This is a genomic window from Campylobacter sp. US42a, from assembly GCF_004379055.1.
GTDB lineage: Bacteria > Campylobacterota > Campylobacteria > Campylobacterales > Campylobacteraceae > Campylobacter_D > Campylobacter_D jejuni.
The window spans coordinates 135257-154511 of record NZ_RYYK01000004.1 but is presented as its reverse complement, the minus strand read 5'-3'; the positions used below and the strand labels follow the sequence as shown (position 1 = coordinate 154511).

Sequence of the window (19255 nt, the reverse complement as noted above, 5' to 3'; positions counted from 1 at the left end):
AAAAGATGAAATTAGAAGAAAATTCACAATTTGGTTTTATACTAGATCAAAGCAAATGCGTAGGCTGTAGGACTTGCTCACTTTCTTGCAAGGATTATAAAAACATGCCTGTGGGGGTTAATTTTCGCCGTGTATTTGAGACTGAAGGGGGAAATTGGACAGCTAAAGAAGATGGAAGTTTTGAGCAAAATGTTTTTGCTTACTACACTTCTATTTCTTGCAATCATTGTTCTAATCCATCTTGTCTTAAAGCTTGTCCAACTGGTGCAACAATGAAAATAAAATGGGGAATAGTAGCAATCGATGATAGTATGTGTATAGGCTGCAAAGCTTGTGCTATGGCATGTCCTTATGGCGCACCTCAATTTAACCATGAAAGTGGTCATATGAACAAATGCGATGGGTGTTATGAGAGATTAAAAGAAGGTAAAAATCCAATTTGCGTGGACTCTTGTCCTTTTAGAGCATTAAAAGCAGGCGATATAACAAAACTGAGAGAAGAACACGGAAATTTAGCCTCTATCACACCTTTACCTGATGCTTCTATCACGCATCCGAATTTATGTATAGTGCCTGAAAAGCATAGTTTGCCTTCAGGTAATAAAAGTGCGATTTTTCATCTACCTCAAAACTACCAAGGAATTAAAAATGACATCATTTAATCACATTTTAAGCGAAATGCCTTTGGTGTTATTTACTATTTTAGCACAAGCTGTAATTGGACTTAGTTTGGTTTATGCACCTGCATTTATAAATGGTTACAAAAATTATGCAAATTTAAAGTCTTTTGGGTTAGCCTTAGGAATTGCAATGATGGTTGCTTTTATCCCTTCATTTTTTCATTTAAATGATATTACACACATTTTTAATGTATTAAATAGAATGGGTGTTTTTTATGCAAACAATGAGTGGCACATAGGCTGGATGAATAATGAAATTTTATTTGTATCTCTTGTGTGTGCTTTGGGTTTTTTACTTTATCTAAAAACTTCAAATTGGGTGTTTTATCTTACGCTAATATGTGGAATTTTAGGACTTTTCTTTATGAGTGGAGCTTATGGCTCCATGCAAGAAAGTGTGCCTACTTGGGATTTTAAGATCACTTTGCTTTATTTTTTTGCTAGTGCTATATTTTTAGGCGCTATTATTTATTATTGTTTTTTTGAAAATAGCGAACATGAAAGAAAAATGTCGTTTTTTACAGGACTTATAGGTATAGGGCTTTTAAGCACTGCTATAGTTTTGCAAACCCTACATGTAGGACAAACTTGGATTATGGGGCTTGTAAACCCTTTTGAACTTTTAGGTGGAACCTATGATTGGTTTATATCGCTTTCTTTTGCATTCTTAGGACTTGGGACTGTTACTTGGCATTTGCATAATTATTTACATGAAAAATTTAAAAGTAAATTTTTTGCTTATTTTGCCTTACTTTGTGCATTTTTAGGGGTATTTACCACCAGAATGCTATTTTATGGACTTATAAGTACTCAAATCATGTTGGGACATTCTTAATGCAAAAATTAGCAATAGATATATTTATCAATTTTATGCAAAATCCACCTAATCATTTTTTGCTAGAAAAACTTAAAAAAGAAGAATTCTGGCAAAATTGGTTTTTAAAAAATAATAGCAAATTGCAATGCACCGCTTTAAAGCTTTTATCATCTTCAAACGAAGATGATAAATTAATAGCAAGTGATTTTACATCTTTGTTTTTAAGCGATGTTGATTATGTAAAAGCACCGCCTTTTGCTTCTTTTTATCTTGATGAAAATAAAGAAATTTATTCAGATAATTCTGATAAAATTAAGCAAATTTTTGTGCAAAATAACTTTTTTTCTTTTTTTAATAAAGAACCTGCAGATAGCTTGATAAATGAATTATTATTTATTAGTTTTTTAATCAAAAAACAAGATGATATAATTTTGCAAAAATTCTTAAAAGAAGAATTTTTTACTTGGTTTAACATGTGGAGTTTTAATGTTATCAATAAAGCTAAAATACATTTTTATAAAGCATTAACAATGTTAATGCAAGACTTTTTCAATCAACTAAATACAAAATTTTAACACAAGTCAATTTTTTTCTCCTTTTTAAGATATATAATATCTCTTTTACATTAAAAAGGAGAAATTATGACAAAAGAACAAATACAAATCATCAAAGATTGTGTGCCTATTTTGCAAAAAAATGGAGAGGATTTAACCAATGAGTTTTATAAAATAATGTTTAATGATTATCCTGAGGTAAAACCTATGTTTAATATGGAAAAACAAATTTCAGGAGAACAACCAAAAGCTTTAGCGATGGCGATTTTAATGGCAGCCAAAAACATAGAAAATTTGGAAAATATGAGAAGCTTTGTTGATAAAGTTGCCATAACTCATGTTAATTTAGGGGTTAAAGAAGAGCATTATCCTATAGTTGGAGCTTGCCTTTTAAAGGCTATTAAAAATCTTTTAAATCCTGATGAAGCCACTCTTAAAGCTTGGGAAGTTGCTTATAGTAAAATTGCTGAATTTTATATCGATATAGAAAAAAAGCTCTATGATAAATAATATAAGCCCATTTTGGGCTTTAATCAAATTTTTCTACTAAATTTTTAGCTAATTCCTTTATATTCTCACCCTTTAATTCGCTGATTTCACCATTTTGAGCCAAGAAAATTCTATCAGCACTATCAAAATATGCATCATCATGTGTGATAGCAAAGATTGTTTTACCTTGCTCTTTTAGCAAAGGTAAAAGTTTTTTATAAAAAAATCTTCTAAAAACAGGATCTTGATCAGCCGCCCATTCATCAAGCACCAAAATATCCCTTTCTTCAAGCAAGGCTATAAGCATAGCTAAACGCTTTTTTTGCCCTGTAGAAAGTTTGGTTAAGGTCAGTTCATTATCTTTGACACTTGTTTTATCTTTAAGTTCTAAAAACTCCAACCAAAAAGCAATTTTTTCTTCGCTTGCAAAATTTTCTTTATTTAAGGTTTTAGTAAAAAGATGAAAATCGCTAAAAACAGCAGAAATAAGAGATCTATACTCATCTAACTTTTTATCATCTATAAGCGTATCATCAACATAAATTCCGCCTTTGCTTGGCTTAAAAAGTCCTGTCAAAAGCATACAAAAAGTGGATTTACCACTTCCATTTTTACCTATTAAAAATACCAATTCACCTTTTTTAAGTTCTATATTTACAGGATTTAAGTGAAAATTTTCTTCATAAGCAAATTGAGTATTTCTAAAAGAAATTTTTTTCCATTCGCTAATATAATGTGTTTTTTTAAAACCTTCTATATAATCATCTAATTCCAATTTTGCGATCTTATCTAAAGCAATTTTTGCCAAAAGCAAAGTAGGAAAAGATCCTATCATAGATACTAAAGGGGTTCGTAAAAACAAAATAGAAAGAGCTATAGTTGTAGCATCTGCAACACTTGCCCATTCAAATTTTAAAGCTAAGTAAAACTCTACACCCACTAAAGCCAAAAGAGTTACATTTGTCCAGTTGTTTGAGAGATTGTTAAAAAGATTGCCTAAAGTACTATTTTTCTTTTTCAATCTTGCATTATTTTCAAATTCATCTTCATAGTAAAGCTTGGCTCTGTCACGATTGATCAAAAGTTCTTTATGTCCATCTAGTATATTTTGGTAATTATTTTGCAAAGCATCATCATTTTCCCTTGCCTTTCTAAAATACTGATATACTTTCATCATCAAAAAATTATTAGTAATAAAAATAACCATAATCCATACCACACACAAAACAAAAATTTGTGGTGAAAGATAACATAAATAAACACTAGTGCATAAAATCAATATACTTGATTGTAAAAAATCAGGCAATCTTAAAAGCCCAAAAGATATATTTCTCACATCACTTCCCAAAGAAGCTAAAATTCTAGCCTTACCTACTTTAGCCACTCTTAACAAAGGAGTGTCTAAGATCTGCTTTACTACGCGCCTTTGCATTTTAAAAATAAAATTTTGTCCAAAAATACTAAGTCCAAGTTCAACTATGGTAGAACTTATAAAAAATATCAAAAGCAAAACAATAAAATAAAAAATAGGAATATTTTGTGCATTTTTAAGCAAATAATCATTGATAAAAACAAGAGTTAAAACTCCAACAGCACTTGTAATAAAAGAAAAAAGCAAAAAAGAAATCAACTTTAATTTATTTTGCTTAAGTAATTCGATAATAAAAGGCATTTATAAACTCCAAAATATAATTTTAATTATAACATTTTAAGAGTGATTATCAAAATTTTATTTTATCTTTTACTATAAAAACAGCACAAATAGCCAATAACGCTAAAAAAATCATATATATACTCATACCATATAAAAATGGATTTTCATTTTTACTCGCCAGTGTATTAAGCCAAAAAACGAGTTGCGGAGTAATACCGCCTGAAATTGCATAAGCAATATTATAAGAAAAAGAAATTCCTGAAAATCTTATTTTAGCTCTAAAAACTTCACTCATTAAAATAGGCGCAAACACATTAATCCCACCTAAAAAACAAACAATCGAATACAAAATACACACCAAAACCAAATTTTTAAGCTCATATAAAGCATAAAAATATAAAAAAGAAAAAAATACAAAAGTTAAAGAAAAGAAAATGCAAATTTTAAATAAACCAAATTTATCTACAAGATAACCCATAAAAGCCCCGCCTAAAGCTATTCCCAAAATTCCTAATATCTGTAAATAACTTCCTTCAACCCCACTTAAATTTAAAATACTAGGCATAAATTTAGGCATCAATAAAACAAGCACAATAACACAACCTGTTAAAACCCAAGTCATCATCATTGATGAAAATAAATTTTTTACAATATCCTTTTCTTTAAATAAATCTCTAAGTGGAAAAGAACTAAGTGATGATTCTTTTTTCATTTGTTTAAAAACAGGAGTTTCTTGCAAAAATCTACGCAAATAAATAGAAATAATCCCAAAAATTCCACCTACAAAAAAAGCAATACGCCATGCATAAGCAGCAATTTCTTCTATACTAAAAAAAGCATTAATGATTAAAAATACTATACTTCCTAACAAAATTCCTAAAGCCATAGCTGAATTTAAACAGCTTAAAAAGAAAGCTTTTTGTTTTTCTTGACAATGTTCTCTTACAAAAACCCAAGCTCCAGGCAATTCTCCACCTATAGCTATGCCTTGAAAAATTCTTATAAGTATCAATAAAACAGGAGCTAAAAACCCAAGAGTTTCATAACCTGGAATAAAAGCTAAGACAAAGGTAGGAAGAACCATTAGTAAAATACTTAGCATAAACATATTTTTACGCCCAAATTTATCTCCAAAATGTGCCATAACTATACCACCTAAAGGACGTGCTAAATATCCAGCTGCAAATGCTCCATAAGTATTTAATAAAGCCCAAAATTCACTCATATCTTTAGGAAAAAATACATTAGCTATATATTCAGCAAAAAAGACAAAAATAATAAAATCATAAAATTCTAAAGTTCCTCCTAGTGAAGAAAGTCCTAAGATCTTAATTTCCTTTGTTCCAAATTTTGATTTTCTCATTGATTAATTACCTTAAATTTTAAAAACATTGTTTTTATTATACTATAATCATTTCCAAAATATTATCTAAAAAATTTAAGGATAAAAAGGATAAATATGTTTAATTTTATAACCACCCTTTTAAAAACCAATCTTTATTTTTTAGAAGAAAAAACCACAAGCAAAAGTTCAAATCAAACCCATATAATCTCACTTAAACAATCTGATGATGAATTTTTAAATTTATTATTTTCTTTTTTAGTGCCGCAAAACGATGAAGATAAGAATTTTATAGAAAAAACTCGCACAAAAATCAAAAGAAATGAGCATAATATTGCTCTGATAAAAAATCCAAATTTTAATGCTTTAATAGACACAGGGTTTTTAGATACTATTGACACATTAAAAGAAAAATTGCATACCCACAAAACCGATTTTAAAGATATCACTCATATTATCTTAACACATGCACATCCTGATCATATAGGAGCTTTAATGAGCGAAGAAAATCTTTTTCCAAAAGCTCAAATTTTAATCGATAAAAAAGAATATGATTTTTGGATCAAAAGCGATAGACAAGAAATTAAAAACACCTTGCTTAAACTTAAAAATATAGAATTTATTAACCACTCTAAAGATTTGATCTTTCAAAATTCAGGCATTAAAGCCATACCTGCTTATGGACATACCCCAGGTCAAAATGCTATCATAATTGATGATAAAATAGTCTTTTGGGGAGATTTACTTCATCTTTATGATATACAAATCCCAAAACCTAAAATCGCTATAAAATTTGATATAGATCAAAATGAGGCTATACAAACAAGGGAAAAACTACTTAAAGAATTTAAAGAAAGAAAACTCAAAGTTATAGGGACTCATGTGCCTTTTATTGAGCCTAAATTTTTAGATTAATTACTTAAAAATTACTAAAAATTAAGTAAAAATTTTAATAATTTTTGCTAAAATTATAGCCTTTTTATTTCATGAAAGGAGAAAATTTTGGCAAAAGATGATGTAATTGAAATTGATGGCACCGTACTTGAAGCATTGCCTAATGCAAATTTCAAGGTTGAACTTGACAACAAACATGTAATTTTATGTCATATTGCAGGAAAAATGCGTATGCATTATATAAGAATAATGCCAGGTGATAAAGTAAAAGTAGAACTTACACCTTATAGCCTTGATAAAGGGCGTATAACTTTTAGATATAAATAATCTAAGTTATTTAAAAGCTAATTTTAGATAAAATTAGAGTTTTTGCGACAAATTACATCGAACTATATGAAGAAGTATTTTTAAAATCCACCACTTATTTTGAAAATAGTTGGTTATTCATAAAACCTGATGTAGTCGTAAATCAAGTGGAATTCATTCAAGGAGACGCTCATGAAAGTGAGACCATCGGTTAAAAAGATGTGCGACAAGTGCAAAGTAGTTCGCCGTAAAGGCGTGGTTCGCATTATTTGCGAAAATCCAAAACATAAACAAAGACAAGGATAAACATGGCTCGTATTGCAGGTGTGGATTTACCAAAGAAAAAAAGAATTGAGTATGGACTAACCTATATTTATGGTATAGGACTTTTCACTTCAAGAAAAATTCTAGATAAAGTAGGAATTTCTTATGATAAAAGAGTTCATGAGTTAAGTGAAGATGAAGCAGCAGCTATCCGTAAAGAAATTCAAGAAAACTATATGGTTGAAGGGGACTTGAGAAAACAAGTTGCTATGGATATTAAAGCACTTATGGATTTAGGAAGCTTTAGAGGCTTAAGACACAGAAAAGGCTTACCAGTTCGCGGACAAAAAACAAAAACAAACGCAAGAACGAGAAAAGGTAAGAGAAAAACTGTTGGTGCAAAATCATAAGGATAAATCATGGCAAAAAGAAAAATCGTAAAGAAAAAAGTAGTTAAAAAAAATATAGCAAAAGGTATTGTTTATATCAGTGCGACTTTTAACAATACTATGGTTACAGTGACTGATGAAATGGGAAATGCTATCGCTTGGAGTAGTGCAGGTGGTTTAGGATTTAAAGGTTCTAAAAAATCAACTCCTTATGCGGCACAACAAGCAGTAGAAGACGCTTTAAATAAAGCAAAAGAACACGGAATTAAAGAAGTAGGCATTAAAGTACAAGGACCAGGAAGCGGTAGAGAAACTGCTGTTAAGAGTGTAGGTGCTATGGAAGGAATTAAAGTAACTTTCTTAAAAGATATCACTCCATTAGCTCACAATGGTTGCAGACCGCCTAAGCGTCGTCGTGTCTAAGATATAAGAAAAATTTAGGAGAATATTATGGCAAGATATAGAGGACCAGTAGAAAAATTAGAAAGACGCTTTGGTGTTAGCTTAGCATTAAAAGGAGAAAGAAGACTAGCTGGCAAAAGTGCACTAGATAAACGCCCTTATGCACCAGGACAACACGGAGCAAGAAAAGGTAAAATTAGTGAGTATGGACTTCAATTAAGAGAAAAACAAAAAGCTAAATTTATGTATGGAGTAAGTGAAAAGCAATTCCGTCGTTTATTTGCTGAAGCAGCAAGAAGAGAAGGAAATACAGGGGTATTACTTATCCAACTTTTAGAACAAAGATTAGACAATGTAGTATATAGAATGGGTTTTGCTACAACACGTCGTTTTGCAAGACAACTTGTAACACATGGACATGTTTTAGTAAATGGTAAAAGAGTGGATATCCCTAGCTTTAGAGTAGAAGCAGGTGCTAAAATCGAAATTATCGAAAAAAGCAAAAACAATCCACAAATAACAAGAGCTATCGAACTTACAGCACAAACTGGAATCGTTGCTTGGGTTGATGTTGAAAAAGATAAGAGATTTGGAATTTTCACAAGAAAACCTGAGAGAGAAGAAGTTGTCATTCCGGTTGAGGAAAGATTTATCGTTGAGCTTTACTCTAAGTAATAGGGGCTAAATATGAGAAATATTACAACATCTGCTTATACGCCAACAGAATTTACAATAGAAAACATTAGTGATACTGTGGCTAAAATCAGTGCTTGGCCTTTTGAGATCGGCTATGGAATCACCCTAGCCCATCCTTTACGCCGTTTGCTTTACACTAGCACCATAGGATATGCTCCAACTGCGATCCATATTGATGGCGTAGCTCATGAATTTGATAGCATGCGTGGTATGCTTGAAGATGTAGCACTTTTTATCATTAATCTAAAAAAACTACGCTTTAAAATTAAAGGCGACTCAAATAAAGAAATAGTAGAATTTAACTTTAAAGGCTCAAAAGAAATTTACGGCAAAGATCTAAATAATGATCAAGTAGAAGTAGTAAATAAAGACGCCTATCTAGCAACAATCAACGAAGATGCTGAACTCAAATTCACATTGATCGTTGAAAAAGGTATTGGCTATGTACCAAGCGAAGAAATTAAAGAGCTTATAAATGATCCTAAATTTATAGCTTTAGATGCTTTCTTTACACCTGTAAGAGAAGCAACCTATGATATTGAAAAAGTTTTATTTGAAGATAATCCTGATTATGAAAAAGTGGTTTTAACCGTAACAACTGATGGACAAATCACTCCAAATGAAGCTTTTCAAAATGCTCTAGAAGCTATGTATAAACAATTATCAGTATTTGATAAAATCACCAATGTTAGAAGCGTAATTAAAAATCAAGCAACAAGCAATGAACTAGAAAATACTAAATTATTGCAAAACATTACAGATTTAAATTTAAGTGCTAGAAGTTATAATTGTCTTGAAAAAGCAGGAGTAGTTTACATAGGCGAGCTTGCTTTGATGAGTGTAAGTGAACTTGCAGGGCTTAAAAATTTAGGTAAAAAATCTCTTGATGAAATTAAAAACATCATGGAAAGCATAGGTTTTCCTGTGGGAACTTCTAAGCTTAGCGATAATAAAGAAATACTTAAAAATAAAATCGCAGAATTAAAAGCACAAAACGAAGGATAAAGAATGAGACATAAACATGGATATAGAAAACTTGGCAGAACTTCATCTCATCGTGCTGCCTTATTAAAAAATTTAACTATAGCTTTAGTAAATAGCGGAAAAATCGAAACTACTCTACCAAAAGCTAAAGAATTAAGAGGTTATGTAGAAAGATTGATTACTAGAGCAAGACTTGGAGATTTTAACGCTCATAGAGCAGTTTTTGCTTCATTACAAGATAAAAACGCTACTAATAAGCTAGTGACTGAAATTGCTCCAAAATTCAAAGATCGCAATGGTGGATATACAAGAATCATCAAAACAAGAATTCGCCGTGGTGATGCCGCTGAAATGGCTTTCATCGAATTTGTAGCTTAATCAAATCCTAGCTTTTGCTAGGATTAATACTTCAATTAAATACCCTAAAAATAAAAAGTTTTAAATAATTATTTTAAATAAAATTAAATTTATTTATTTTTCAAAACCCTTGCTAAAAATTCAACTACTTATGCTAATATAAGTTTTTAATTTTTAATTTCAAGGATATGTTATGCAAGAAAACACTCGTTTACGCATTGCGATACAAAAATCAGGTAGACTTTCAAAAGAATCCATAGAGCTTCTTTCAGAATGTGGTGTTAAAATGCATATCCATGAACAAAGTTTGATCGCTTTTTCTACAAATTTACCTATAGATATTTTACGCGTTAGAGATGATGATATCCCTGGGCTTATTTTTGATGGTGTTGTAGATTTAGGTATTATAGGGGAAAATGTTTTAGAAGAAAATGAACTTGAACGCCAGTCTTTAGGAGAAAATCCAAGCTATAAACTTTTAAAAAAGCTAGATTTTGGATATTGCCGTCTTTCTCTTGCCTTACCTCAAGAAAAAAAATTTCAAAATTTGAAAGATTTTGAAGGCTTAAGGATAGCTACTTCTTATCCACAACTTTTAAAGCGTTTTATGAAAAAAAATGGGATTAATTATAAAAATTGTATGCTTACAGGTTCTGTCGAAGTAGCCCCTAGGGCAAATTTAGCCGATGCAATTTGCGATCTTGTTTCAAGCGGGGCAACTTTACAAGCAAATAATCTTAAAGAAGTTAAAGTCATTTATGAATCTCGTGCTTGTTTAATTCAAAAAGAAAATGCTTTAAGTAAAGAAAAACAAGCTTTAGTGGATAAAATTATGTTGCGTGTAGCAGGAGTAATGCAAGCAAGAGAATCTAAATACATTATGCTTCATGCTCCAAAAGAAAAGCTTGATAAAATTCAAGCTCTGCTTCCAGGAGTTGAAAGACCGACTATCTTACCTTTAGCACACGATGAAAAAAATGTAGCTTTACATATGGTAAGTAAAGAAAATCTTTTTTGGGAAACTATGGAGGCTTTAAAAGAAGAAGGTGCGAGTTCGATTTTGGTTCTACCTATAGAAAAAATGTTAAAGTGAGTAAAAAATGCAAATTTTAGTATATGATAATTTAGATGAAAAACAAAAAGAAGAGGCATTAAAACGCCCTGCTATAAGCGCGAAGGATGAAATTTCAAAAATAGTAAGTTCTATCATTAAAGAAGTGCAAGAAAAAGGCGATGAAGCTTTGATAGAACAAGCTTTAAAATTTGATAAGGCTGAAATTTCTAATATTAAAATCACTCAAGAAGAAATTACTCAAGCAAGCAATCGTTTGGATAAAGATTTACAAGAAGCTATTTTAGTAGCTTATGAAAATATCAAAAAATTCCACGAAGCCCAAATCCCACATGAAATCGCTCTTGAAACTACAAAAGGCGTTAAATGTGAGGTTTTAATACGCCCTATAGAAAAAGTAGGACTTTACATACCAGGGGGTTTAGCACCTTTGTTTTCAACGGTTTTAATGTTAGCTATCCCTGCAAAAATTGCAGGTTGTGAAAAAATCGTTTTAGCAAGTCCTGCAAAAATCAATGATGCCGTGCTTTTTTGTGCTAAGCTTTGCGGCGTGGATGAAATTTATCAAATGGGTGGTGCAGGAGCTATAGCAGCTTTGGCTTATGGTACGCAAAGTGTTTTAAAGGTGGATAAAATTTTTGGCCCAGGAAATGCCTTTGTAACCGAAGCAAAACGCCAAGTAAGTAGTGATATAAACGGAGCAGCTATTGATATGCAAGCAGGACCTAGTGAAGTTTTAGTAATAGCTGATGATTTGGCTAATGAAAAATTTGTAGCTAGTGATTTGCTTTCACAAGCTGAACATGGTGCAGATTCTCAAGTGATTTTGGTGTGTTTAAGTCAAGATTTTGCTAAAAAAACAAGCGATGAAGTCCAAAGTCAATTAGAATTTTTACCTCGCAAAGAACTTGCAAGCAAAAGCATTGCTAATTCACGCATTATCATAGCTAAAGATTTAAATCAAGCCTTAGAAATTTCAAATCTTTATGCCCCTGAACATTTGATCATACAAACTCAAAATCCACGAGAACTTTTAAAAGGTGTAAAACACGCAGGATCGGTATTTTTAGGAGCTTATTCCCCAGAGTCTATGGGTGATTATGCAAGTGGGACAAATCATGTTTTACCTACTTATGGACTTACTAAAACGCATTCTAGTTTAGGTTTGGCAGATTTTAGTAAAAGAATGACCGTTCAAGAATTAAGTAAAGAAGGCTTTTTAGCTTTGGGTAAAAGTGTTGAAATTTTAGCACAAAATGAGCATTTAGACGCACACAAAAATGCAGTAACTTTTCGTTTAGAGAGCTTAAAATGAGTCAAAAAATCCTTTTTATAGATAGAGACGGCACTTTAATAGAGGAGCCAAAAAGCGATTTTCAAATCGATACTCTTGAAAAATTGCGTTTTGAAAAAGATGTTATTCCTACTCTTTTAAAATTAAAAAATTTTGGATTTAAATTTGTTATGGTAAGCAATCAAGATGGTCTTGGAACGCCAAGTTTTCCAAAGGAAAATTTTGAAATCGCTCATGAAAAAATGCTTGATATTTTAAAAAGTTGCGGTATAGAATTTCAAGATATTTTTATTTGTCCGCATTTTGAAAATGAAAATTGTGCTTGTAGAAAACCTAAAACCGCTATGTTAGAAGAGTATATCAAACACGAACTTTATGATAAGGAGCAAAGTTTTGTTATCGGAGATCGTGAGAGTGATGTGATCTTAGCTTCAAATTTAGGTGTGCGTGGTTTAAGATATGGCGAACTTTCTTGGAAAGAAATAGAAAATGAAATTTTAAGTTCTTTTAGAAGTGCGAGTTATCAAAGAACTACTAAAGAAACAGATATAAAAGTAAAAGTGTGCTTAAATGGGGGCAAGGTTAGCATTAAAACAGGCATTGATTTTTTTGATCACATGTTAGAGCAAATCGCTGTACATGGAGGTATAGGGCTTGAAATTTCTTGTAAAGGGGATTTAGAAATCGATGAGCATCATAGCGTTGAAGATGTAGCCTTAGCACTTGGAGCTTGTATCAAAAAAGCTTTAGGGGATAAAATCGGCATTGCAAGATATGGTTTTGCTTTACCTATGGATGAGTGTTTGGCAAGTTGTGCGATGGATTTTTGCAATCGTCCTCATTTAGTCTATAAAGCCAAATTTAAAAAATCTCATTTAGGGGCTTTAAGCACAGAAATGATCGAGCACTTTTTTTATTCTTTAAGCTATACTATGGGTATAAGTTTGCATTTAAAAGTTAAAGGCAAAAACGATCATCATAAAGCTGAAGGGCTTTTTAAAGCCTTTGCAAAAGCTTTGAAAATGGCAGTAAAAATAGAAAGTGAAAATTTAGCCAGCTCTAAAGGAGTGATATGAAAATCATCATCATCGATACAGCCTGTGCGAATTTGGCATCTTTGAAATTTTGTCTGGATAGATTAGGTTTTAATGCAACTATCAGTAGGGATTTAAAAGAACTTGAAAGTGCGGATAAGCTTTTTTTACCTGGAGTGGGTACCGCAAAAGAAGCGATGAAAAATTTAAAACAATTTAATCTTATTAATTTTATTAAAAATACCAAAAAACCTTTGCTTGGTATTTGTTTAGGTATGCAAATTTTAGGAAATTTTTCCGAAGAATTAAATCAAGAAACTTTAAAACTCATAGATTTTACAACCCAAAAATTTAAAGTTAAAGAAGGCTTTACTTTTCCACATATGGGATGGAATCAAGTTCATAGCTCTCATGCTTTGTTTAAAGGTTTAGAAGGGGCTTATTTTTATTTTGTGCATAGTTATTGTGTAGGACTTGGGGAATACACTATAGCAGATTGTGAGTATTCGCAAAAATTTAGCGCAAGTGTAATGAAAGATAATTTTTACGGGGTGCAATTTCACCCTGAAAGAAGCAGTGAAGCGGGGGAAATTTTAATTTCAAATTTTATTAAGGATATAGGATGACTCAAATCATACCCGCACTCGATCTTATAGATGGCGAAGTGGTGCGTCTTGTAAAAGGGGATTATGAACAAAAAAAAGTATATAAATACAATCCCTTGGAAAAATTCAAAGAATACGAAAAAGCAGGAGCGAAAGAACTTCATCTTGTAGATCTTACAGGTGCAAAAGATCCTAGCAAAAGACAACTTGCTTTGATAGAAAAATTAGCCAAAGAAGTCAATGTCAATTTGCAAGTAGGCGGAGGCATACGCTCTAAAGAAGAAGTTAAAGCTTTGCTTGATTGTGGAGTAAAAAGAGTAGTTATAGGATCTATGGCGATTAAAGATGCGACTTTATGTCTTGAAATTTTAAAAGAATTTGGTAGCGAAGCTATAGTTTTAGCCTTAGATACGATTTTAAAAGAAGATTATGTTGTGGCTGTAAATGCTTGGCAAGAAGCAAGCGATAAAAAGCTTATGGAAGTTTTAGATTTTTATAGCAATAAAGGCTTAAAACACATACTTTGCACAGATATTTCAAAAGATGGCACCATGCAAGGAGTAAATGTAAGACTTTACAAACTTATCCATGAAATTTTTCCTCATATTTGCATTCAGGCAAGTGGTGGAGTAGCGAGCTTAAAAGACCTTGAAAACTTAAAAGGAATTTGTAGTGGGGTTATCGTAGGAAAAGCTTTATTAGACGGAGTTTTTAGCGTAGAAGAAGGGATAAGATGTCTAGCAAATTAAGCTACAAAGAACTTACTTTAGAAATTTTAAAACAAAGTGACAGACCTTTAAGTGTTAATGAAATTTGGCAAAAAGCTCTTGAACAAGGCTTAGATAAAAAGCTTTCTAGCATAGGACAAACTCCAATTGCTACTTTAGGGGCTAGGATATATGTTGATATAAAAGAATTGCAACACAATTCTTTATTTATCAAAGCTTCCCAAAAACCTACAACTTTTTGGCTAAAAGAAAGAGAAAATGAACTTTTAAAGCTTGATAATAAAAATGAAATTACTAACAAAAAACAAGAAAAAAATAAATTTCATGAAAGAGATTTACACCCCTTGCTTGTAAAATTTTTATATGAAAATTTAGATTTTAATTTAAATTGCAAAACAATTTACCATGAACAAAGCAAAAAGGGTAAAGGCGGGGAAGATAAGTGGAATTATCCTGATATTGTAGGGGTTTATTTTCCTCATGATGATTATGAAAAAGAAACCATAATACTTTTAGAAAATATCAAACAAAACAGCTATAAACTTTTTTCTTTTGAACTTAAAATTGGTTTAAATTTTTCAAATTTAAAAGAATGCTATTTTCAAGCTGTAAGTAATTCTAGCTGGGCAAATGAAGGCTATTTGGTTGTTTTACAAGAAATTGATAGCGAAGTTTTAAGCGAGTTAAGACGCTTAAATCAAAGTTTTGGCATAGGAGTGATAAAACTTGAAAAAGATATTTCAAATTCTCAAATTTTAATTAGTGCAAAAGAAAAAGAACTTGATATTCAAACACTAAATATGCTGATCAATAAAAATCCAAATTTTAAAGAATTTATTGATGATATAAACAAACAAATTAAAGTGGGCAAAGAAGCAAAAATTCAAGCTAATTTTGATGAAATTAAAAGCGATGAAGAAATGGAAAAATATCTTAAAGAAAAATGTATTTTGGAGAAATAAATGCTTACAAAACGCATAATTGCATGTTTAGATGTCAAAGATGGCAGAGTAGTAAAAGGAACACAATTTAAAAACCATAAAGATATGGGAGATATCATAGAGCTTGCTAGGTATTATTCTCAAAATGGTATTGATGAGCTTGTTTTTTATGATATTGCTGCAAGTGCTAGAAAAGAACGCATATCAAGAGAATGGGTAAGTGAAGTAGCAAAAAATATCAATATTCCTTTTTGTGTTGCAGGGGGTATTAAAAGCGAAGAAGATGCAGCTGAACTTTTGGCTAATGGGGCAGATAAAATTTCTATCAATTCTCCTGCTTTAAATAATCCAAGCCTAATCACACGCCTTGCTAAAAGCTTTGGCGTGCAATGCGTAGTAGTAGGGATTGATAGTTTCAAAGATGAAAATGGAAATTTAAAAGTATTTCAATACACAGGCGATGAAAAAACAAGCAAACATAGTGGAAAAAGCACTTTAGAATGGGTTAAAGAAGTGCAAGATCTAGGCGCAGGTGAAATTGTTTTAAATATGATGAATCAAGATGGTGTTAAAAATGGCTATGATTTAGAACAATTAGAAGCTGTATATAAAATTTGTAAAGTACCTTTGATCGCAAGCGGGGGAGCGGGAAAAATGGAGCATTTTTTAGAAGCTTTTAAACTAGGTATAGATGGGGCTTTAGCTGCTTCTGTTTTTCATCAAAAACTTATAGACATTAAAGAATTAAAAATTTATCTTAAAAATCAAGGTTTAAGTATAAGGATATAATATGCAAAATTTCAAAGAACTTAATGAAAAAATTGCTTGGCAAAAAGTAGATCATCTTTTACCTGTCATCATCCAAGATGCAAAAACTTGTGAAGTTTTAATGCTAGGCTTTATGAATAATGAAGCCTTAGAAAAAAGCTTAGAAAGTGGTAAAGTAGTCTTTTTTTCACGCACAAAACAGCGTCTTTGGATGAAGGGTGAAGAAAGTGGAAATTTCTTAAATATCGTAGATTTAAGCTTAGATTGTGATAATGACACGCTTTTAATTTTAGCAAATCCTGTAGGACCTACTTGTCATACGGGCGATATTTCTTGTTTTGAAAAAATTTCTAAAAATGCGGATTTTGTTTTTCTAGCCAGACTTGAAAAGCTTATCAATTCACGCAAAAATGCCGATGAAAATACTTCTTATACAGCAAAACTTTTCAAAAGTGGCACAAAACGCATCGCACAAAAAGTTGGTGAAGAAGGCGTAGAAACAGCTTTAGCAGCGACAGTAAAAGATAAAGAAGAGCTTATTTGTGAAGCAGCGGATTTAATGTATCATTTAAGTGTTTTACTTACAGATGCAAATCTTAGTTTCTCAGATGTGATTTCAAAGTTGAAAGAAAGACATAAAGCTTAAAGCTTTATGTAAATAAATTTGTATCAATGCAAGGCTTCATTAAGTTTGACTGCTTTTTTATTTAAAGCTACTATCATAGCACCGCTTATAGAATCTTGACGGAAATGTAGCCCATTTAAACCTTTAAGCTCTAAGCCTTTGTAAATTTCTTTATCAAAATTAAAATAAGGATTAAGTTTAGCAAGTTCTTCGGCATCTTTGAGTAAAAATTTCGTTCCTTCTAGCACCGCAATACCTGCATCAACTATACAATTATCCCCTAAAGGAATTCCTGTCACTGAATTAGCCCCTAAAAGACAAGCCTTGCCTACGCTTATAGCATTGCCACTTGTTCCACTTAAAACACCTAAAATCGAAGCTCCGCCACCTACATCAGAACCTTCTCCTACTATAGCACTTGAACTAATACGCCCTTCAACCATACAAGCTCCTGTTGTGCCTGCATTAAAATTCACATAACTTGCCCCTGGCATGATGGTTGTTCCTGCTGCTAAAGACGCACCCATTCTTACTTTAGAGCTTTCTAAAATTCTTGTATTATCCTCAGGGATAATATGTGCTAAAAATCTTGGAAATTTATCAACAAAATCGATTTTTGGGTATTGATTGCTCATTTTTAAACGCATTTCATTTGCTCTTAAATACTCAAGCTCAATAGGCTTATCATCACTCCAAGCTACATTGCTTAAAAGTCCAAAAGCTCCATTTAGATTGATACTTCTTAAAGGTACTTTTTTAGTAGAAAGCAAATAAAGTTTTAGATAAACACTTTCTACACTTAAAGGTTCTTTATCTTCAAAAAGACAAACAAAAGCAAACTCATCGTCTTTAAATTTATCTTTGATAATCTTTAATAAATCAATATTTTGATGCCCTTCTTCTTCTAAAAAAGGTTTAAAACAAGAAAGCGCAAAATCAATATCTTCTAATTTTAAAGTTTGCACAAACTCACTCGCATTAAAATCAATCTCCACACCCCTTTGCATAAAAGCTTCAAGCATGATTGCCGCTGAGCCAAAATTTTGCTCATAATTAATCAAAGCAAAACTTGCTTGTAAGATTTTATTTTTATTTAACTGTCCTCTATCAAGTCTTGCTATACCAAAAGCTTTAGGTTTTTTATAGCCACTTTTTTGCTCAATTTGTTTGATTAAAAGTAAAAAATCTTCTTTGGTATTAATCATTTTCTTTTCCTTATCCACTTAATTTTTAATGCGAACACGCACTTTTTCCATTCATCACAGGTTGTATAGCAGAATTATCCGCACCACCTTCATTGTTAATCTTTTCTATAAAGCTCCAAATTTTTTCAGCCGCCATTAAATAACGCTTTGAACTCACACTTTCAGGGTGATAAAAACTCACAGGCTTGCCTTCATCTCCACCTTCTCTTACTATCATTTCTATAGGAATTTGTGCTAAGACTTCACTTTTATAGGCTTTTGCCATATCCTCAGCCGTTCCTTTGCCAAAAATATCATACTCTTTACCATTATCAGGACATAAAAATCCGCTCATATTTTCAATCACACCCGCTATAGGAATGTGAAGTTTATTAAACATATCTAAAGCTCTTTTACTATCGTCTAAAGATACAGTTTGAGGCGTGCTTACACAAACTCCCGCAGTAATAGGAATACTTTGTGCAGAAGTAATTTGCGCATCGCCTGTTCCTGGAGGCATATCCAAAAACAATACATCAAGCTCAGGCCAAATTACATCAGCTAAAAGTTGCTCAATTGCTTTCATAATCATAGCTCCACGCCACATAAGCCCTTGACCCTCTTCGATCAAAACCCCCATACTCATCATATAAACACCATGAGTTAAAATAGGCTTTAATCTCTGCCCTACTACTTCAGGCTGAGTTTTGGTTTCGCCTAGCATTCTTGGAATATTTGGCCCATAAATATCTGCATCTAAAATCCCTACTCTTTTTCCCATTTTAGCCATGGAAATTGCTAAATTTACTGTAGTTGTAGATTTGCCCACACCACCTTTTCCACTTGAAACCATGATGAAATTTTTTACTTGTGGAGCGATATTTTTTCCACTTCTTGAATTGCTTTTTTCTTCAGGAATTTTTGGAGTAATGATATTAAGTTCAATATTTTTTAAAGCCAAACTCGATAAAGCTTCAATAGCATTTTTACGAATTTCATTAGCTACTTCAGGATTTGCTGAAACGATTTCTATATCAATAAATACACCATCATCTTGAATTTTAATATCTTTTACAAAGTTAAAACTCACTATATCCTTTTCAAAACCAGGATATTTTACAGTTTTTAATTTCTCTAAAATTTGTTCTTTCATGTTTTTTCCTTGTCTTTTAAAAA

General features: G+C 31.6%; 24 protein-coding genes. 20 read left to right on the top strand and 4 right to left on the bottom strand.

What is annotated here, in order from left to right:
* The first annotated feature begins 5 nt into the window (after positions 1-5).
* From ELQ10_RS05455 to cgb, 4 genes are all read left to right on the top strand, one after another.
* Complete coding sequence (locus tag ELQ10_RS05455) at positions 6-662, top strand: DMSO/selenate family reductase complex B subunit (protein WP_126252255.1); 657 nt, start codon at positions 6-8, stop codon at positions 660-662.
* Positions 649-1515: a DmsC/YnfH family molybdoenzyme membrane anchor subunit gene (locus ELQ10_RS05450; RefSeq protein WP_052793985.1), complete on the top strand. Its 867-nt coding sequence runs from the start codon at positions 649-651 to the stop codon at positions 1513-1515. Before ELQ10_RS05455 ends, ELQ10_RS05450 begins: the two co-directional genes overlap by 14 nt.
* The gene (locus ELQ10_RS05445) at positions 1515-2072 is read left to right on the top strand and encodes a molecular chaperone TorD family protein (protein WP_133401826.1); all 558 of its coding nucleotides are present in this window, start codon (positions 1515-1517) and stop codon (positions 2070-2072) included. The genes ELQ10_RS05450 and ELQ10_RS05445 overlap by 1 nt, the downstream gene beginning before the upstream one ends.
* A gap of 66 nt (positions 2073-2138) precedes the next feature.
* Complete coding sequence (gene cgb / locus ELQ10_RS05440; protein ID WP_002866873.1) at positions 2139-2561, top strand: single-domain globin Cgb; 423 nt, start codon at positions 2139-2141, stop codon at positions 2559-2561.
* 19 nt (positions 2562-2580) lie between these two features.
* On the opposite strand, the gene ELQ10_RS05435 is transcribed toward cgb, so the two are convergent.
* Together ELQ10_RS05435 and ELQ10_RS05430 are read right to left on the bottom strand one after the other, a co-directional pair.
* The gene (locus ELQ10_RS05435) at positions 2581-4212 is read right to left on the bottom strand and encodes a multidrug ABC transporter permease/ATP-binding protein (RefSeq protein WP_002866874.1); all 1632 of its coding nucleotides are present in this window, start codon (positions 4210-4212) and stop codon (positions 2581-2583) included.
* A gap of 49 nt (positions 4213-4261) precedes the next feature.
* Entirely contained in the window at positions 4262-5557 is a 1296-nt protein-coding gene (locus ELQ10_RS05430) for an MFS transporter (protein WP_002866875.1), read from the bottom strand.
* A 96-nt stretch (positions 5558-5653) separates the two neighbouring features.
* Between ELQ10_RS05430 and ELQ10_RS05425 the strand changes: the two genes are divergently transcribed.
* The 16 genes from ELQ10_RS05425 (at position 5654) to hisIE (ending at position 16916) form a co-directional block, all read left to right on the top strand.
* Positions 5654-6451 carry an MBL fold metallo-hydrolase gene (locus tag ELQ10_RS05425; protein WP_002866876.1) on the top strand — a complete coding sequence of 266 codons (798 nt, stop codon included), beginning with the start codon at positions 5654-5656 and terminating at the stop codon, positions 6449-6451.
* An 87-nt stretch (positions 6452-6538) separates the two neighbouring features.
* A complete protein-coding gene (gene infA, locus ELQ10_RS05420) occupies positions 6539-6757 on the top strand; it encodes a translation initiation factor IF-1 (RefSeq protein ID WP_002781436.1) in 219 nt (72 codons plus the stop codon).
* 171 nt (positions 6758-6928) lie between these two features.
* Positions 6929-7042 (top strand): 50S ribosomal protein L36, encoded by a 114-nt coding sequence (rpmJ, locus tag ELQ10_RS05415; RefSeq protein WP_002781429.1) that lies wholly within the window; start codon positions 6929-6931, stop codon positions 7040-7042.
* 2 nt (positions 7043-7044) lie between these two features.
* Positions 7045-7410 carry a 30S ribosomal protein S13 gene (rpsM, locus tag ELQ10_RS05410; RefSeq protein ID WP_002800121.1) on the top strand — a complete coding sequence of 122 codons (366 nt, stop codon included), beginning with the start codon at positions 7045-7047 and terminating at the stop codon, positions 7408-7410.
* Between the two features lie 9 nt (positions 7411-7419).
* Entirely contained in the window at positions 7420-7812 is a 393-nt protein-coding gene (gene rpsK / locus ELQ10_RS05405) for a 30S ribosomal protein S11 (RefSeq protein WP_002779544.1), read from the top strand.
* 27 nt (positions 7813-7839) lie between these two features.
* A complete protein-coding gene (rpsD, locus tag ELQ10_RS05400) occupies positions 7840-8466 on the top strand; it encodes a 30S ribosomal protein S4 (RefSeq protein WP_002856574.1) in 627 nt (208 codons plus the stop codon).
* A 12-nt stretch (positions 8467-8478) separates the two neighbouring features.
* Positions 8479-9492 carry a DNA-directed RNA polymerase subunit alpha gene (locus tag ELQ10_RS05395; RefSeq protein WP_133401825.1) on the top strand — a complete coding sequence of 338 codons (1014 nt, stop codon included), beginning with the start codon at positions 8479-8481 and terminating at the stop codon, positions 9490-9492.
* 3 nt (positions 9493-9495) lie between these two features.
* Positions 9496-9849, top strand: coding sequence for a 50S ribosomal protein L17 (rplQ, locus tag ELQ10_RS05390; protein WP_002851332.1), 354 nt, complete (start codon positions 9496-9498; stop codon positions 9847-9849).
* A 172-nt stretch (positions 9850-10021) separates the two neighbouring features.
* Positions 10022-10921: an ATP phosphoribosyltransferase gene (gene hisG / locus ELQ10_RS05385; RefSeq protein ID WP_038816164.1), complete on the top strand. Its 900-nt coding sequence runs from the start codon at positions 10022-10024 to the stop codon at positions 10919-10921.
* 7 nt (positions 10922-10928) lie between these two features.
* Positions 10929-12215 (top strand): histidinol dehydrogenase, encoded by a 1287-nt coding sequence (gene hisD / locus ELQ10_RS05380; RefSeq protein ID WP_133401824.1) that lies wholly within the window; start codon positions 10929-10931, stop codon positions 12213-12215.
* Positions 12212-13270 carry a bifunctional histidinol-phosphatase/imidazoleglycerol-phosphate dehydratase HisB gene (hisB, locus tag ELQ10_RS05375; RefSeq protein WP_133401823.1) on the top strand — a complete coding sequence of 353 codons (1059 nt, stop codon included), beginning with the start codon at positions 12212-12214 and terminating at the stop codon, positions 13268-13270. Before hisD ends, hisB begins: the two co-directional genes overlap by 4 nt.
* Positions 13267-13854, top strand: a complete 588-nt coding sequence (gene hisH, locus ELQ10_RS05370; protein ID WP_002892617.1) for an imidazole glycerol phosphate synthase subunit HisH — start codon at positions 13267-13269, stop codon at positions 13852-13854. The genes hisB and hisH overlap by 4 nt, the downstream gene beginning before the upstream one ends.
* Positions 13851-14582, top strand: coding sequence for a 1-(5-phosphoribosyl)-5-[(5-phosphoribosylamino)methylideneamino]imidazole-4-carboxamide isomerase (hisA, locus tag ELQ10_RS05365; protein ID WP_134250302.1), 732 nt, complete (start codon positions 13851-13853; stop codon positions 14580-14582). Before hisH ends, hisA begins: the two co-directional genes overlap by 4 nt.
* On the top strand, positions 14567-15523 hold the full coding sequence (locus ELQ10_RS05360; RefSeq protein WP_134250301.1) for an HTH domain-containing protein: 957 nt from the start codon (positions 14567-14569) through the stop codon (positions 15521-15523). Before hisA ends, ELQ10_RS05360 begins: the two co-directional genes overlap by 16 nt.
* Complete coding sequence (hisF, locus tag ELQ10_RS05355; protein ID WP_134250300.1) at positions 15524-16291, top strand: imidazole glycerol phosphate synthase subunit HisF; 768 nt, start codon at positions 15524-15526, stop codon at positions 16289-16291.
* A 1-nt stretch (position 16292) separates the two neighbouring features.
* Complete coding sequence (hisIE, locus tag ELQ10_RS05350; protein WP_134250299.1) at positions 16293-16916, top strand: bifunctional phosphoribosyl-AMP cyclohydrolase/phosphoribosyl-ATP diphosphatase HisIE; 624 nt, start codon at positions 16293-16295, stop codon at positions 16914-16916.
* 23 nt (positions 16917-16939) lie between these two features.
* Here hisIE and ELQ10_RS05345 read toward each other — a convergent pair whose 3' ends face one another.
* Positions 16940-18100 (bottom strand): 2,3,4,5-tetrahydropyridine-2,6-carboxylate N-succinyltransferase, encoded by a 1161-nt coding sequence (locus tag ELQ10_RS05345; RefSeq protein WP_002866583.1) that lies wholly within the window; start codon positions 18098-18100, stop codon positions 16940-16942.
* 25 nt (positions 18101-18125) lie between these two features.
* A complete protein-coding gene (locus tag ELQ10_RS05340) occupies positions 18126-19232 on the bottom strand; it encodes an Mrp/NBP35 family ATP-binding protein (RefSeq protein ID WP_038816157.1) in 1107 nt (368 codons plus the stop codon).
* Positions 19233-19255: the final 23 nt, after the last annotated feature.

What these genes read in the sequence shown, in the direction of transcription:
- rpsD (WP_002856574.1), top strand. Translation starts at nt 7,840, where the DNA reads ATGGCAAGATATAGAGGACCAGTAGAAAAATTAGAAAGACGCTTTGGT.
- rplQ (WP_002851332.1), top strand. Translation starts at nt 9,496, where the DNA reads ATGAGACATAAACATGGATATAGAAAACTTGGCAGAACTTCATCTCAT.
- ELQ10_RS05455 (WP_126252255.1), top strand. Translation starts at nt 6, where the DNA reads ATGAAATTAGAAGAAAATTCACAATTTGGTTTTATACTAGATCAAAGC.
- ELQ10_RS05435 (WP_002866874.1), bottom strand. Translation starts at nt 4,212, where the DNA reads ATGCCTTTTATTATCGAATTACTTAAGCAAAATAAATTAAAGTTGATT.
- hisG (WP_038816164.1), top strand. Translation starts at nt 10,022, where the DNA reads ATGCAAGAAAACACTCGTTTACGCATTGCGATACAAAAATCAGGTAGA.
- rpsK (WP_002779544.1), top strand. Translation starts at nt 7,420, where the DNA reads ATGGCAAAAAGAAAAATCGTAAAGAAAAAAGTAGTTAAAAAAAATATA.
- ELQ10_RS05340 (WP_038816157.1), bottom strand. Translation starts at nt 19,232, where the DNA reads ATGAAAGAACAAATTTTAGAGAAATTAAAAACTGTAAAATATCCTGGT.
- ELQ10_RS05425 (WP_002866876.1), top strand. Translation starts at nt 5,654, where the DNA reads ATGTTTAATTTTATAACCACCCTTTTAAAAACCAATCTTTATTTTTTA.
- rpsM (WP_002800121.1), top strand. Translation starts at nt 7,045, where the DNA reads ATGGCTCGTATTGCAGGTGTGGATTTACCAAAGAAAAAAAGAATTGAG.
- hisA (WP_134250302.1), top strand. Translation starts at nt 13,851, where the DNA reads ATGACTCAAATCATACCCGCACTCGATCTTATAGATGGCGAAGTGGTG.
- cgb (WP_002866873.1), top strand. Translation starts at nt 2,139, where the DNA reads ATGACAAAAGAACAAATACAAATCATCAAAGATTGTGTGCCTATTTTG.
- ELQ10_RS05360 (WP_134250301.1), top strand. Translation starts at nt 14,567, where the DNA reads ATGTCTAGCAAATTAAGCTACAAAGAACTTACTTTAGAAATTTTAAAA.
- ELQ10_RS05450 (WP_052793985.1), top strand. Translation starts at nt 649, where the DNA reads ATGACATCATTTAATCACATTTTAAGCGAAATGCCTTTGGTGTTATTT.
- ELQ10_RS05345 (WP_002866583.1), bottom strand. Translation starts at nt 18,100, where the DNA reads ATGATTAATACCAAAGAAGATTTTTTACTTTTAATCAAACAAATTGAG.
- rpmJ (WP_002781429.1), top strand. Translation starts at nt 6,929, where the DNA reads ATGAAAGTGAGACCATCGGTTAAAAAGATGTGCGACAAGTGCAAAGTA.
- hisD (WP_133401824.1), top strand. Translation starts at nt 10,929, where the DNA reads ATGCAAATTTTAGTATATGATAATTTAGATGAAAAACAAAAAGAAGAG.
- ELQ10_RS05395 (WP_133401825.1), top strand. Translation starts at nt 8,479, where the DNA reads ATGAGAAATATTACAACATCTGCTTATACGCCAACAGAATTTACAATA.
- ELQ10_RS05445 (WP_133401826.1), top strand. Translation starts at nt 1,515, where the DNA reads ATGCAAAAATTAGCAATAGATATATTTATCAATTTTATGCAAAATCCA.
- ELQ10_RS05430 (WP_002866875.1), bottom strand. Translation starts at nt 5,557, where the DNA reads ATGAGAAAATCAAAATTTGGAACAAAGGAAATTAAGATCTTAGGACTT.
- hisF (WP_134250300.1), top strand. Translation starts at nt 15,524, where the DNA reads ATGCTTACAAAACGCATAATTGCATGTTTAGATGTCAAAGATGGCAGA.
- hisH (WP_002892617.1), top strand. Translation starts at nt 13,267, where the DNA reads ATGAAAATCATCATCATCGATACAGCCTGTGCGAATTTGGCATCTTTG.
- hisIE (WP_134250299.1), top strand. Translation starts at nt 16,293, where the DNA reads ATGCAAAATTTCAAAGAACTTAATGAAAAAATTGCTTGGCAAAAAGTA.
- hisB (WP_133401823.1), top strand. Translation starts at nt 12,212, where the DNA reads ATGAGTCAAAAAATCCTTTTTATAGATAGAGACGGCACTTTAATAGAG.